The sequence below is a fragment of the Rhizobium sp. P44RR-XXIV genome, from assembly GCF_001999485.2.
In the GTDB taxonomy this organism is placed as follows: domain Bacteria; phylum Pseudomonadota; class Alphaproteobacteria; order Rhizobiales; family Rhizobiaceae; genus Rhizobium.
In genome coordinates, this window is sequence record NZ_MPVZ02000026.1 from 704363 (window position 1) to 717730 (window position 13368).

Annotated in this window: 10 protein-coding genes and 3 pseudogenes; 9 read left to right on the top strand and 4 right to left on the bottom strand. The window is 60.8% G+C overall.

Annotation, left to right across the window (positions count from 1 at the left end; genetic code table 11):
* Positions 1 to 213: 213 nt before the first annotated feature.
* Together BSK43_RS35635 and BSK43_RS35640 are read left to right on the top strand one after the other, a co-directional pair.
* Positions 214 to 687 carry a hypothetical protein gene (locus tag BSK43_RS35635; protein ID WP_246662541.1) on the top strand — a complete coding sequence of 158 codons (474 nt, stop codon included), beginning with the start codon at positions 214 to 216 and terminating at the stop codon, positions 685 to 687.
* Complete coding sequence (locus tag BSK43_RS35640) at positions 681 to 1097, top strand: CopD family protein (protein WP_246662542.1); 417 nt, start codon at positions 681 to 683, stop codon at positions 1095 to 1097. Before BSK43_RS35635 ends, BSK43_RS35640 begins: the two co-directional genes overlap by 7 nt.
* Before the next feature lie 55 nt (positions 1098 to 1152).
* On the opposite strand, the gene BSK43_RS12295 is transcribed toward BSK43_RS35640, so the two are convergent.
* Positions 1153 to 1923 (bottom strand): TIM barrel protein, encoded by a 771-nt coding sequence (locus tag BSK43_RS12295; protein ID WP_077472188.1) that lies wholly within the window; start codon positions 1921 to 1923, stop codon positions 1153 to 1155.
* A 65-nt stretch (positions 1924 to 1988) separates the two neighbouring features.
* Positions 1989 to 2939, bottom strand: coding sequence for a helix-turn-helix domain-containing protein (locus tag BSK43_RS12300; protein ID WP_077472187.1), 951 nt, complete (start codon positions 2937 to 2939; stop codon positions 1989 to 1991).
* An 86-nt stretch (positions 2940 to 3025) separates the two neighbouring features.
* Between BSK43_RS12300 and BSK43_RS12305 the strand changes: the two genes are divergently transcribed.
* The 5 genes and pseudogenes from BSK43_RS12305 (at position 3026) to BSK43_RS12325 (ending at position 9424) form a co-directional block, all read left to right on the top strand.
* Entirely contained in the window at positions 3026 to 4300 is a 1275-nt protein-coding gene (locus BSK43_RS12305; RefSeq protein WP_077472186.1) for a sugar ABC transporter substrate-binding protein, read from the top strand.
* A 175-nt stretch (positions 4301 to 4475) separates the two neighbouring features.
* Positions 4476 to 5335, top strand: a pseudogene (locus tag BSK43_RS12310) (sugar ABC transporter permease).
* The gene (locus BSK43_RS12315; RefSeq protein ID WP_068394983.1) at positions 5332 to 6168 is read left to right on the top strand and encodes a carbohydrate ABC transporter permease; all 837 of its coding nucleotides are present in this window, start codon (positions 5332 to 5334) and stop codon (positions 6166 to 6168) included. The pseudogene BSK43_RS12310 and the gene BSK43_RS12315 overlap by 4 nt, the downstream one beginning before the upstream one ends.
* Positions 6169 to 6183: 15 nt before the next feature.
* Complete coding sequence (gene ugpC / locus BSK43_RS12320) at positions 6184 to 7272, top strand: sn-glycerol-3-phosphate ABC transporter ATP-binding protein UgpC (RefSeq protein WP_077472185.1); 1089 nt, start codon at positions 6184 to 6186, stop codon at positions 7270 to 7272.
* A 148-nt stretch (positions 7273 to 7420) separates the two neighbouring features.
* A complete protein-coding gene (locus BSK43_RS12325; protein ID WP_077472184.1) occupies positions 7421 to 9424 on the top strand; it encodes an aldo/keto reductase in 2004 nt (667 codons plus the stop codon).
* 123 nt (positions 9425 to 9547) lie between these two features.
* Here BSK43_RS12325 and BSK43_RS12330 read toward each other — a convergent pair whose 3' ends face one another.
* Entirely contained in the window at positions 9548 to 10081 is a 534-nt protein-coding gene (locus BSK43_RS12330; protein ID WP_077472183.1) for a methylated-DNA--[protein]-cysteine S-methyltransferase, read from the bottom strand.
* Positions 10082 to 10313: 232 nt separating this feature from the next.
* Here BSK43_RS12330 and BSK43_RS12335 point away from each other — a divergent pair, with 232 nt between their 5' ends.
* Complete coding sequence (locus BSK43_RS12335) at positions 10314 to 10649, top strand: DUF6665 family protein (protein WP_077472241.1); 336 nt, start codon at positions 10314 to 10316, stop codon at positions 10647 to 10649.
* A gap of 3 nt (positions 10650 to 10652) precedes the next feature.
* Here the strand turns inward: BSK43_RS12335 and BSK43_RS12340 are convergent.
* A pseudogene (locus tag BSK43_RS12340) lies at positions 10653 to 11853 on the bottom strand (ROK family protein).
* Positions 11854 to 12082: 229 nt separating this feature from the next.
* Here BSK43_RS12340 and BSK43_RS12345 point away from each other — a divergent pair.
* Positions 12083 to 13320 (top strand): annotated as a pseudogene (locus BSK43_RS12345) (extracellular solute-binding protein).
* The last annotated feature ends 48 nt before the right edge of the window (positions 13321 to 13368 follow it).

Genomic DNA, 13368 nt, shown 5'->3' on the forward strand with positions numbered 1-13368 from the left:
GGCGCCTTTATGCATGGAGAAAGTTGACAGGGCGTATCCGCAATCCTATCGCGCTTGACAAGTTGACGGAAGAATCTTCCATCATCCGGATTATGGCAGGCTGGCTTTCCAGCGCCTCGACGCGGTGCCCCTACGATTGCCCAGCAAAAGCCGACCCAGCATCAACCCGGAACGTCACTCCCATGGCGCTTGTAACTTTATCGTGAAGCCCTGATGGATCCGACGACAGCGCTCGAACTCTGCCGCTTTCTTCATGATGCATCGCTGATGCTTCTCTGGGGTGCGTGCGCCTATCTCTCCTTTCTGGTGCCGAGGGAGCTCGCAAACACCGTCTGGCGCATGTCCGCAATTCCGTTTTTCCTCATCGCGGTGGTCGCGGGCCTGACGATGCTGATATCCCTGCCCGCGGCAACGGCCATCATCGGCAACGGCTGGAGCGACGCGGCTGATCTCGGCACTCTGCATGATGTCCTGTTCGATACGACAGTCGGGCAGGCCTGGCAGGCACAGGCGGTCGCAGCCGTCTTGATGATCTGCGCCTTTGCGCTGCCGGAAGGCTGGCGCCGCCTTGGGTTGGCCTTGGCCTCCGGGCTCGGGCTCGCCGCGCTCTCGCTCACCGTCATGCCTCGATGCTGGATGGCTGGCTGCGTCAGGCGCACCGCGCCAACGATGTCCTCCATGTGCTGACTGGCGGCGGCTGGCTTGGGGCGCTCGTGCCGCTGATCCCCATTCTCCGGCTACTGAGCCGGCCGGAATGCCGGACCGAGGCACAACTCGCGCTGCGCCGCTTCTCGACTGCCGGGCACTGGGCGGTGGCGCTCGTCATCCTCTCCGGCATCGTCAACACCATTTTGATCCTCAAACGCCTGCCGACGGACTGGTCCTCGCCCTACCAGACGCTGCTTGCCATCAAGATCGCGCTGGTCGCCGGCATGTCGTTGCTGGCGATCGTCAATCGTTATGTCTTCGTTCACTGGATGAGCCGCAACTCGAGCCGCGCCCTGCAGGCGCTTCGCATCGGAAGCATCGCCGAAATCGTCATCGGCTTTGTCGTCATCGGGCTGGTTGCTGTCTTCGGCATGATGGAGCCGGTCTAGGCCATTGTTTCAAGCAATTCCGGGGCAAGACCGTTCCGCACTCTCTGGAATTTCTTCAGCCGTCCAACGACTTCATCACCGCGCGAACGGCTTCGGCGTCGCTTGTCTTCGGCCTGTATTCCAGCCCGACCCTGCCGTCATAACCTTGGGCAAATAGCCAGTTCAGCCGGTCGGCCAGATCGATGTGTCCGGTGCCGGGATCGCCACGGCCCGGGTGATCGGCGACATGGACATGCACGACGCGGTCGATACGGCCGCCTATGACATCTTCGGTCTTCTCGCCCATGACGACCGAATGATAGACGTCATAGACGATGCCGATTTCCGCACGGCCGACCGCGTCGACAATATCGAGGCCTTCCTCCGTCGAGGACAGATAATAGCCGACATGGTCGATCTTTGTGTTCAGAGGCTCCAGTCCGAGCCGAACACCCGAACCCTTGAGGATATCCGCACCCGCGCTGAGGGCGGCCACAAGAGCCGCGCGCTGCTCGGCGCGTGAAAACTCCGGTAGATCGTCACCCGCCTGCGCAATGAGAACCTTGGCGCCAAGGCGCTGCGCGACAGCAATCGACTCCCGCAGGCCCTTGAGCCAGGCCTCTTTGTTTGCCGGATTCGTTAGCGCGATCATCGGCTCGGCCACCATGCCTGAGACCGCGATGCCGGTCTCGGCGACCGCGGCGGCAATCGCATCGAGATCCTTGTTCGTCCAGTGCCAGAATTCGACCGCATCCAACCCTGCCTGATGTGCCAGACGAATACGGTCGGCGAAGACATCGCGGTCGCGCGCAAACAACCACTCGATACAAGCCGAAAACTGCCGCATGAGATTCTCCCCTTCCTCAACCGGCCAAGAGCAATGCGCGAGATCGACCGCGACCGCAAGGGGGACTAGCGATGGAACTGCGGCGATGGCCGATGCATCGGAAGCTTGATGGCTTCGACATTCATCGCGGAGAGAACGCGCATGTCGCGGCGGAAATCCGAAGGCGTCATGCCGGCAATGTGGCGGAAGGATTTGTTGAAGGCGCTGATCGAGCCGAAGCCGCTATCCATGGCGACCTGCAGCACATTGGCGCCATCGCGCATCAGCATCGCCTGGGCGCGCGAAAGGCGCAGCAGGTTCACATATTTGGCCAGCGTCATGCCGGTCGATTTCTTGAAGAGATTCATTGCGTATTTCGGATGGAGATGCGCCGCCTTGGCGATATCGACCGTGTCGATGTCATGCAGGAAATTCTCGGCGATGAAATCGCACATTCTTGCCAGGCTACGCGAAGATTGCGGATGGGCTTGCTCGTTCGCCGGGTTTTGCTGCTTCTCCGGCACCATGCGGTAGGGTTCGAAGGCGATGCGCTCCAGACGCAGGAGAAGTTCGGCGACCGCATGTTCCGCCTTGGCGCCGTCTTCGGACATGACGTAACGATGCCAGCGTGCGAAATTCTCGTCGTCGGCGGCATCGGTCGCCGAGCTGATCAGGGTCTGCCCGCGAATGAGGCGGCCAGAGATGTCGAGCGGCAGGCGCAAGCGGAAAAAATGCACCAGCGGCAGATGCGCGCCCGCATAGATCGCATCCTCCGACAGATCGTCCAACAGATGCGGCTGACCGCCCCAGAAAAGACAGATCTCGCCCGCTCTCAAAGTAAGCTCGTGATCGCCTATGCGGTAGTGCACGGTTCCGCGCACGATGTAATTCACTTCCACCTGCGCGTGCCAATGCGGTTTTGCCATCGGCAACGGGTGGTTATGGAACATCTGCAGGACATTTGGCAGCCCTTCGACGCTGCTTGCACCCGGCTGATAAACCGCCCGTTGACCCACCTTACTTTTCGCCAAGTCGATGTTCCCTTTTTAGGAGACAGAAGCGTGCCGACAGATAGTTTAAACGCGTTCGCTTGCGGACAGCAATTGAAAAGGGAGGATTTTCAATGCGTTTAAAACTTGCTGGGGCGACGGCGCTTGCCGCCTTGCTCGCTTCCGGTTCTGCCTTTGCAGAGCAAACCACCATCACAGTCTGGAGCTGGAACATCGCCGCGTCGGCGCTGAAATCCACGGTCGAAGGGTTCAATAAGAAATATCCCGATATCAAGGTCGATGTTCAGGACATCGGCAACCCGCAGGTCTTCGACAAGATGCTGGCCGCTTGCGCTGCCGGCGGCGACGGCCTGCCCGACGTCATGTCGATCGAAAACCACAAGGCTTCGATCTTCTGGAACCGCTTTCCGGACTGCCTGACCGATCTGACAAAGCTCGGCTACAATGACGAACTCAAGAAGCAATTCCCGGATTTCAAGCGCGCCGAGCTCGAAGTGGGCGACGCCGCCTATGCAATGCCGTGGGATTCCGGCCCGGTCACCATGTTCTATCGCCGTGACCTCTATGAAAAGGCCGGCGTCGATCCGGCAACGATCAAGACATGGGACGATTTCATCGCCGCCGGCAAGAAGATCTCTGCCGCCAATCCCGGTGTCGTCATGACGCAGGCCGATCTCAACGGCGATAGCGAATGGTTCCGCATGCTCGCCAACGAACAGGGCTGCGGCTATTTTTCGAGTGACAGCCAGAGCATCACCGTCAACCAGCCCGGCTGCGTCAAGGCGCTGGATAAGGTGAAGGAAATCAAGGATGCGGGCCTGATGACCGCGGCGAACTGGAATGAAAAAATTCAGGCGAACACTGCAAGCAAGGTGGCGTCACAGCTCTATGGCGGCTGGTATGAAGGCACCGTGCGCTCGACCTCGCCGGATCTTGCCGGCAAATGGGGCGTCTATCCGATGCCAAGCATGACGGCCGACGGCCCGCATGCAGCCAATCTCGGTGGCTCGTCGCTCGCAATCGCCAGCAGCTCGAAGCACAAGGAAGCTGCCTGGAAATTCCTCGAATACACGCTTGGCACGAATGAGGGCCAGGTGACCATGCTGAAATCCTTCGGCCTCGTGCCGTCGCTGCTGTCGGCGGTCAAGGATCCCTTCGTCAACGAACCGCAGCCCTACTGGGGTGGCCAAAAGGTCTGGGCCGATATTCTCGCCACCCTGCCGAGAATCCACCCGAGCCCCGGCACCCAGTATTTCAGTGACGCCGATGAAGTCATAAAGGCCGTCCAGACGAAATATCTTGCCGGCGGCTATCCGGACGGCAAGGCGGCGCTCGACGACGCGGCCCAGCAGATCGCCTCGGCGACAGGCCTGCCGCTCGCGAAATGAGTGACACTGCCGGGCGCGCATCCCAAGCCGCGCCCGGCATCCCCGCCGCCCTAGAATCAAAGAAACAGAGCGTGATGTCGTCCGAAAACCGCCTACACTTTTCGGCGTCACGCTCTGGGGCGGCGCGGATGCGATGTCACGCGTCATTTCATTGCGCTTAAAGGAGGAGGCTTTCATGCGGTTGCGAAACCGGAGCGCCTATGCGTTCCTTGCACCCTATCTTCTGGTGTTCGCCGCTTTCTGGGTTTGGCCGATCATCGATTCGTTCCTGATTTCGTTCCAGAACACCCGGGTTAATCCGTGGGTCTACAATCTATCGCTCAATTGGGGGCGCCTGTTCGGCGACCGGCCTTCTACAACGCACTTCAAAACACGCTGATCATCCTGATCGTCCAGGTCCCCGTCATGATCACGCTCGCCACGGTCATGGCGGTGCTGCTGAATTCACCAATGCTCAAGGCGCGTGGCGTTTTCCGCTTTGCTTTCTTCGCACCCGTCGTGGTCGGCGAAGTTGCCTATGCAGCCGTCTTCCGCCTGATGTTCAACGTCGATTTCGGTATCGTCAACAAGCTGCTCGGCGGTGTCGGGATTTCGCCGGTATCGTGGTTTGCCGATTCCCATGCGGCCATGGTCCTCATCATCATCGCCGTCACCTGGCGCTGGGCCGGATACAACGCCATTATCATCCTGTCCGGGCTGCAATCGATCCCCGAGGATGTCTATGAGGCCGCGACGCTCGACCGTGTCAGCCGCTTCCAGCAGTTCATCCACATCACCCTGCCGCTCCTGAAGCCGATCATTCTCTTCTGCGTCGTCCTGTCCGTTATCGGCACCATGCAGCTCTTCACCGAACCATATCTGATCACCAACAGGGGTGGTCCCGGCGGCGGGACGGAAACGCTCGGCCTGTTGCTCTATCGCCAGGCCTTCCAGTCGACCAACTTCGGCTACGCCTCGGCGGTTGCCTACACGATGGCGGCGCTCGCCGTGGTCATCTCTCTTCTCAATCTCTGGGTGGGGCGCGAAGCGAAATGAAATCAAAGTCCAAATCCAATCTGATCCGCTCGCTCGCCCTGCACGGCCTGCTGGCGCCCCTCGCCATCATCTGGCTGTTTCCGCTGTGGATGATGTTCGTCTTCTCGACCATGCCTGATTACGGCATTTTCAGCCCCGGCATCATCCTAACACCGTCGACAGGGTTCATGGACAACTTCCGCAACCTGCAGGCCGACACCAACTTCATCGGCGCCATGACGATCTCCATCGTCGTTGCCATCGTCTATACGGTCCTGTCGGTCATGCTGACCTCGATGGCGGGATGGGCGCTCGCGCGCTATCGTTTCCTCGGCCAATCCGTTGTTGTGGGCATCATCCTCGGGACGATCACGCTCCCCTATTCCGTCGTCATCATCCCGCAATTCATCATGGTGGCACGCGATTTCGGGCTTGCGAACACATGGGTGGCGCTGATCGTGCCGCCGCTCTTCAATTCGCTCGGCGTGCTGTTCATGCGCCAAGCCTTCTCGATGATGCCGGGCGAGCTGTTTGATGCGGCGCGCGTCGAGGGTGTCAAGGAATGGCAGATCTTCCTGCGCATCGCCCTGCCACTCGCAAGGCCGACGATGGCGGCACTCGCCATCATTCTGTTCCTGGCCTCCTGGAACAACTACCTCTGGCCGCTGCTCATCAATTCCCGGCCGGGGATGATGACCGCGCCCGTGGCGCTCGGAACGCTTATCGGCCTCACCAGAGTATCCTGGGGCGGCATCATGGCCGGCGCGGTGATGTTGACGGCGCCGATCCTCATCATCTTCGTTCTCCTGCAGCGCCACTTCATCGCCGGCATCGCCGCCGGCGCAATCAAATAATTCCGGGAGACCCGTATGGCTGAACTGTCCCTTACCAATATCGTCAAACGCTACGGTTCACTGGAAATCATCCATGGCGCCAATCTGGATGTGAAGGATGGCGAGTTCGTCGTCTTCGTCGGCCCTTCGGGATGCGGCAAGTCCACGCTGCTGCGCATGATCGCCGGGCTGGAGGATATTTCCGGCGGCGAACTGAAGATCGGCGGCCGCGTTGTCAATGACGTCGAGCCAGCCGATCGCGGCATCGCCATGGTCTTCCAGTCCTATGCACTTTATCCGCACCTGACCGTCGAGCAGAACCTCAATTTCGGCCTGAGGATGAACGGCAATCCGAAGGCCGACACAGACCGCCGCGTCAAGCAGGCGGCCGAGATCCTGCAGATCACCGAGCTGATGCAGCGCCGTCCAAAGCAGCTTTCCGGCGGCCAGCGCCAACGCGTCGCCATCGGCCGCGCCATCGTGCGCGAGCCGCAGATCTTCCTGTTCGACGAGCCGCTGTCCAACCTCGATGCCGAGCTGCGCGTACAGATGCGCGTCGAAATCTCACGCCTTCACAAGAAGCTCGGCACGACGATGATCTACGTCACCCACGACCAGACCGAGGCGATGACACTTGCCGACAAGATCGTCGTGCTGCGCAGCGGCAATATCGAGCAGGTGGGAGCGCCTCTCGACCTCTACGACGATCCGGCCAATCAGTTCGTAGCCGGATTCGTCGGCTCGCCGAAGATGAATTTCATCCAAGCCGAGGTCACCGACAATCAGTCCGGCCGTGTCGCTATCGTTTTGAAAAACCAGCGCAATGTTCGCCTGACGTTGCCTACCACCTCCGCGAAAGTGGAGGCCGGCCAACAGGTGACGATCGGCGTTCGCCCCGAACACTTTCTCGACGCTGGGCGCGGCGACGCCGATTTGACCGTCGATGTCGATGTCGCCGAGCATCTCGGCAACACCAGCTACATCTACGCCAATATCGCCGGCGGCGAGCAGATCGTCATCGAACGCGAAGAGTCCCGTAATACCAGCAATCGGGACACGCTCACCGTCGCGCTTTCCGCGGCCAAGACATTCCTCTTCGACAGCGCTGGAAACCGATTGCGGTAGGCGCTGCCCTCACAGCAATTCCAGGAAAAGTGCGCCGCAGTTTTCGTCCGGAATTGCTCAAAACAAAGGCTTAGAGCGCTTCAGCGATCGACGTGGCGCGCTCTGACCCCTCCCAAGACAGCATGCAGATTTACGAAAGGATCGTTCCATGAGTACAGATACACCCATCCGCTGGGGCATTATCGGCCCCGGCAGGATCGCCCAGACTTTTGCCGAGGGCGTCGCCCATTCCCGCAGCGGCAAGCTGGTCGCCATCGCCAGCCGCAATCCTGACAAGCCAGGTCTCGGCGACGGCTTCCCCGGCGCGCGCATCGTCAATGGCTATGAGGCGCTGCTCGCCGACAAGGACATCGACGCCGTCTATATTGCCACACCGCACACCGGCCATGCCGAATGGGCGATCAAGGCAATCCGCGCCGGCAAGCATGTGCTTGTCGAAAAGCCGATCGCTCTTTCGGCTTTCGACGCCGAAGCCATCTACTATGAGGCCAGGAAGGCCGGCGTCTTTGCCGGCGAGGCCTTCATGTACCGCGTGCATCCGCAGACCGCCAAGCTGATCGAACTGGTGAAGAGCGGAGCGATCGGTGAACTGCGCATCATCCGCTCGTCCTTCGGCTTCAACATGGGCACCGTCAAGCCGGAACACCGGCTGTTTGCCAACGAAACGGCCGGCGGTGGCATTCTCGATGTCGGCGGCTATCCGGTGTCGATGGCCCGCCTCATCGCCGGCGCTCGCGACGGCAAGCCGTTCCTCGATCCCGACAAGGTCTCGGGCGTCGGCCATCTCGGCCAGACGGGCGTCGACGAATGGGCTTCGGCGGTGCTGAAATTCCCGAATAATGTCATTGCCGAAGTCTCCTGCTCGATCATGGCGAACCAGGACAACACGCTGCGCATCATCGGCTCGGAAGGGCGCCTCGAGGTCACGGACTTCTGGTTCGCTTCCGGCCACAAGGGCGGCGTCGGCAAGATCGAGCTCATCAAGGGCGGCGAGAGCCAGACCATCGAAGTCAAGGAAGAGCGCTGGCTCTATTCCTTCGAAGTCGATGCGGCCGGCGATGCCATCCGTGCCGGGCACAAGGAATTCGCCTATCCCGGCATCGGCTGGGCGGATTCGATCGGCAACCTCCGTGTTCTCGACCAGTGGCGCGCCTCGATCGGCCTCGAATATAGCGTCGAGAAAGCAGCAAAGCGGACGAAGAATATTGCCGGCGCGACCGTCATCAAAGGCAACGGCATTCCGAAGCGCAGCATTCCCGGCATCTCCAAGCCGGCATCGCTTGTCACGCTCGGCTTCGAATTCTTCCCGAATTTCGCAGCCGCGTCGCTGACGCTCGACGCCTTCTATGAAGCCGGCGGCAATGCCTTCGACACGGCCTACGTCTATGGCGGCGGCAAGACGGAAAGCATGTTCGGCGACTGGCACACCAGCCGCAACGTGCCGCGCGAGGAGATCGTGCTGATCGGCAAGGGCGCACATTCGCCGCTTTGCTACCCGGACATGATCAAAAAGCAGCTCGACCAGTCGCTCAACCGGCTGAAGACCGACTATGTCGACATCTACTTCATGCATCGTGACAATACCGACATTCCGGTCGGCGAGTTCGTCGATGCCATGGATGCCGAGGTCAAGGCTGGCCGTATTCGCGGTATCTTCGGCGGCTCGAACTGGACGCGTGCCCGCTTCGACGAGGCAATTGCCTATGCCGAGAAGAACGGCAAGGCAGCTCCGGCGGCGCTTTCCAACAACTTCTCGCTCGCCGAAATGCTCGATCCGATCTGGGCGGGATGCATCGCGGCTTCCGACGATGAGTGGAAAGCCTGGCTGAATGCCAAGCAGCTCCCGAACTTCGCCTGGTCGAGCCAGGGTCGCGGCTTCTTCACCGACCGCGCCGGCCGCGACAAGCGAGACGACGAGGAACTGGTTCGCGTCTGGTATTCCGATCGCAATTTCGGCCGACGCGACAGGGCAATCGAGCTTGCACAGAAGCTCGGCCGCAACCCGATCCACATCGCGCTTGCCTATGTCATCGCCCAGCCGTTCCCTGTCATACCGCTGATCGGACCGCGCACGATCGCCGAGCTGGAAGACAGCCTGTCGGCGCTCGATATCAAGCTGACGCCCGAACAGGTGAAGTGGCTCGAAGGCTAAGACGATACGGCGGCTGGCGGCGCCATCGCCAGCCGCGCCCAAATGGATAAAATCGAAACAGCCCATCCGGCTTTCCGGATGGGCTGTCTGCATTAGAACTGCCGGCAATCCCGCGGCATTCGCTCAAGCAGCGAAGTCGAAGGCTTTCGTCTCGGTCCCTTCGAGCTGCAGCAGGTAGACCTTGCGCTCGAGACCGCCGGCAAATCCTCTGAGATCACCCGCCGAGCCGATGACCCGATGGCAAGGGGCGATGATCGAGATCGGGTTGCGGCCATTGGCAGCGCCCACCGCCCGGATCGCTTTGGCTGCCCCGATCTCCGCTGCGATCTGGCTGTAGGTACGCGTCTCGCCGAAGGGAATGGCCAGCAATGCCTGCCAGACTTTCCGCTGAAACTCCGTTCCGGAGAAGTCTAGCGGGAGATCGAAAGATGTTCGTTCGCCGGCGAAATATTCCCGGAGCTGCCGCTCGGTCTCCAGCAGGACGGGATGGTTTTTATCCTCCGCAACGATCAGCAGGGGCACACGGTTGGGCCGATCATTGTCCCACAGGATTGCCGCAAGCCCGTCATCGCTGCCGACAAGCTTCAGCTCTCCGACGGGCGAGGCGATGATCCGGCAGACATACTGCTTGCCGGCGTTTCGTGAAGCTTTGGTCATGCAGATATCCTTTCACCGAATCATACCACAAGGGCACGGCTATCTCTTTGCGGTCTTGGCATAGGATCTTAAATGCCGAGCGCGAGCCACCCGAAAAGCGCCTTGGCGACAGGATATTCAATGGTCCGTATTCCGTGTCTTGGTGATTAAAATGCCGGGGTCGCGATCTGGAAATGACGCTGGAATTGTGCAGAATCGGCTGAGGACAGATCATCAGCATGCGGAGCTTGAGATGACAGTTCGCCTGCCCGGCAGTTTGAATCCAGCCAATATGATGGCGACCGGCCTCGGGATTCTCGAATATGAGCTGATGTCGGAGCGCGCCAGCACGCTCGGCCAAAACGGCCTCAAGGTTGAGGCGGCGCTTGCCGCCCTGCAAGAGGCCGAAGCCAAGGGCAAGCACGGCGTCGAGCACGAACGGCTGGTCGATACAGCAGCACAAGCCGTCTGGGCCATGTTCATTCATCGCGAGATCTGTGGCCTGCGCAATGGCCGCGAAATCATCCAGCGCTACGGCATTCCGAACAAGGTGCTTGCTCGCCTCGGCGCAAGCCCGCGCCATCCCTAAGCGTCAGGATTTCAGGATCGCCGAGAAACGCGGATCGAAGGCATGGCCGATCGGCTCGACCGCTGCGCCGCGCGCTACGGCCCAGGGATCTGTCATGCCCAGCTGCAGGCGCGGCAAAAGCCGCCCCCTATGATCGGCATTGGATGGAAGCAGCGGCTGCATGGCGTCGATCAATCGCGTCGCGAGCGCCGCCGGCGCGCCGCCACACAGGATCACGGTCTGCGGATCGAAGACGGTTTCTATGAGATGCACGCTCCAGCGCAGGTCGATGGCCGCCTTTTCGATCCAGGCCAGAATCTCCGGATCGGCCGCGGCGGCACGCTTGTCTATCAGCGAATGGATATCAGGCGTCATCGGATCGACGCCCAGATGCTCGTAAAGCGAAGCGAGGGAGGCGTTATGCTCCACGGTTCGCCGGCCACTGACCGACAATAGCGCCATGCCGATTTCGCCGGCATTGCCGCGGGCGCCGCTGTAGAGTTCGCCGCCGAGGATCAGCCCCGCGCCGATACCGTAGCCGACATAGAGGCAGACGGCATGATCGAGCCCCGTGCGCGGCGCCGACCATGCGCTCGGCGGTGGCGCAGGCAGCGGCGTCGTTTTGCAGGGTGACGTTGAGGCCGGTGCCGGCCGACAGCGTTTCGAGAAGCGGGAAACGCTGCCAGGGACCCATCATCCAGGGATTTTCGGCCTCATCCTGGTCGGTGCCGAACGGCCCCGGCATGGCGACCCCAAGCCCGACAAGGCGCTTCTCCGCCTGTGCCGCAAGCAGCTTGAGCTCGGTGCGGATTTCCTGCACGAGCTGCAACACCACGGGCGTGCCGGTGACCGGTCCACCGGCCGGCAGGTTTGCCTCCTTGCGGATCAACACATTGCCGACCAGATCGACAGCGATGGCCCGTGTGATGTGACGGTCGATCTGCAGGCCGATCGCGAAGGCGCCTTCCGGCACCAAGCCATAGGGCGTGGAGGGCTGGCCCCGGCCGCGCCGCACGGTTTCCCGCGAAGTCACCAGCCCGTCGTTTTCCAGCTCCTCCATGATGTTGGAGACCGTCTGCTTCGTCAGACGGGTTGCGCGCGCAAGATCGGCGCGGGAGAGCGCGCCGTTCAATCGCAGGGCATCGATGATCACCCGCCGGTTATGGGCACTGGTGCCTTCGTGGTTCGTTCCGCTCGTAGCCCGGATCGGGCGAATATCGTTCATCTGTTTTTGCCTCTTGACACCAATAGAATATTGAAGAACAAATTAGTCAAGACAATTGACTTAAAAGAAACCACAGAGTTTCATCAGGGAACGCAGGGAGCTCCAGGGCTCCGAAGACATGCCGATCCATGTTCGGCAGATGCCCGGCCAATTGCCTGCCCGACAACCGAAGGCGACGCTTCAGCCGCCCTCGGGAACATCGCGTGACTGTCAAAAACTGGAGGATGGAATGTTGAAATCATTGAACAAGACATTGCTCGGCGCAGCGCTGATCGGCGTATCTTTCGCCTCGCATGCCTTTGCCGAAACGACGATCAATGCCCTCTTCATGGCGCAGGCCGCGTATAGCGAAGCCGACGTGCGCGCCATGACGGATGCCTTCTCCAAGGCCAATCCGGACGTCAAGGTCAACCTCGAATTCGTGCCTTACGAAGGCCTGCACGACAAGACCGTGTTGGCGCAGGGCTCCGGCGGCGGCTACGACGTCGTGCTCTTCGACGTGATCTGGCCTGCCGAATACGCGACCAACAAGGTTCTGGTCGACGTATCCTCGCGCATCTCCGACGACACGAAGAAGAACGTCCTGCCGGGCGCCTGGACGACGGTCCAGTATGACGGCAAATATTATGGCATGCCTGGATCCTCGATACCAAGTATCTGTTCTACAACAAGGAAATCCTGGAAAAGGCCGGCATCAAGACGCCGCCGAAGACCTGGGACGAGCTGAGCGAGCAGGCCAAGATCATCAAGGACAAGGGCCTGCTGGCCACCCCGATCGCCTGGAGCTGGTCGCAGGCCGAAGCCGCAATCTGCGACTACACCACGCTCGTCAGCGCCTATAAGGGCGACTTCCTGAAGGACGGCAAGCCGGACTTCCAGAACGGCGGTGGCCTCGATGCCCTGAAGTACATGGTCGCCAGCTACAAGTCCGGCCTCACCAATCCGAACTCCAAGGAATTCCTCGAAGAGGACGTCCGCAAGGTCTTCGAAAACGGCGATGCGGCCTTCGCGCTGAACTGGACCTACATGTACAACATGGCAAACGACCCGAAGGACAGCAAGGTTGCCGGCAAGGTCGGCGTCGTGCCGGCACCGGGCGTTGCTGGCAAGAGCGAGGCTTCGGCCGTCAACGGCTCGATGGGCCTCGGCATCACCACGGCCAGCAAGCATCCGGATGAGGCCTGGAAGTACATCACTTTCATGACCTCGCAGGCGACGCAGAACCAGTATGCCAAGCTCAGCCTGCCGATCTGGGCATCGTCCTATAGCGACCCGGCCGTCACCAAGGGCCAGGAAGAACTGATCGCGGCCGCAAAGGTCGGCCTTGCCGCCATGTATCCGCGTCCGAACACGCCCAAGTATCAGGAACTGTCGACGGCACTTCAGCAGGCGATCCAGGAATCGCTGCTCGGCCAGTCTTCTCCGGAAGACGCGCTGAAGTCTGCTGCCCAAAACAGCGGTCTCTGATAGTCTTACCGGGCGGCGCATTGCGTCGCCCGCCTCTCCATCCTCCAT

Coding starts and splice junctions, on each gene's coding strand:
- BSK43_RS12295 (WP_077472188.1), bottom strand. CDS start 1,923: ATGCGGCAGTTTTCGGCTTGTATCGAGTGGTTGTTTGCGCGCGACCGC.
- BSK43_RS12325 (WP_077472184.1), top strand. CDS start 7,421: ATGAGTACAGATACACCCATCCGCTGGGGCATTATCGGCCCCGGCAGG.
- BSK43_RS12330 (WP_077472183.1), bottom strand. CDS start 10,081: ATGACCAAAGCTTCACGAAACGCCGGCAAGCAGTATGTCTGCCGGATC.
- BSK43_RS35635 (WP_246662541.1), top strand. CDS start 214: ATGGATCCGACGACAGCGCTCGAACTCTGCCGCTTTCTTCATGATGCA.
- BSK43_RS12315 (WP_068394983.1), top strand. CDS start 5,332: ATGAAATCAAAGTCCAAATCCAATCTGATCCGCTCGCTCGCCCTGCAC.
- BSK43_RS12335 (WP_077472241.1), top strand. CDS start 10,314: ATGACAGTTCGCCTGCCCGGCAGTTTGAATCCAGCCAATATGATGGCG.
- BSK43_RS12305 (WP_077472186.1), top strand. CDS start 3,026: ATGCGTTTAAAACTTGCTGGGGCGACGGCGCTTGCCGCCTTGCTCGCT.
- ugpC (WP_077472185.1), top strand. CDS start 6,184: ATGGCTGAACTGTCCCTTACCAATATCGTCAAACGCTACGGTTCACTG.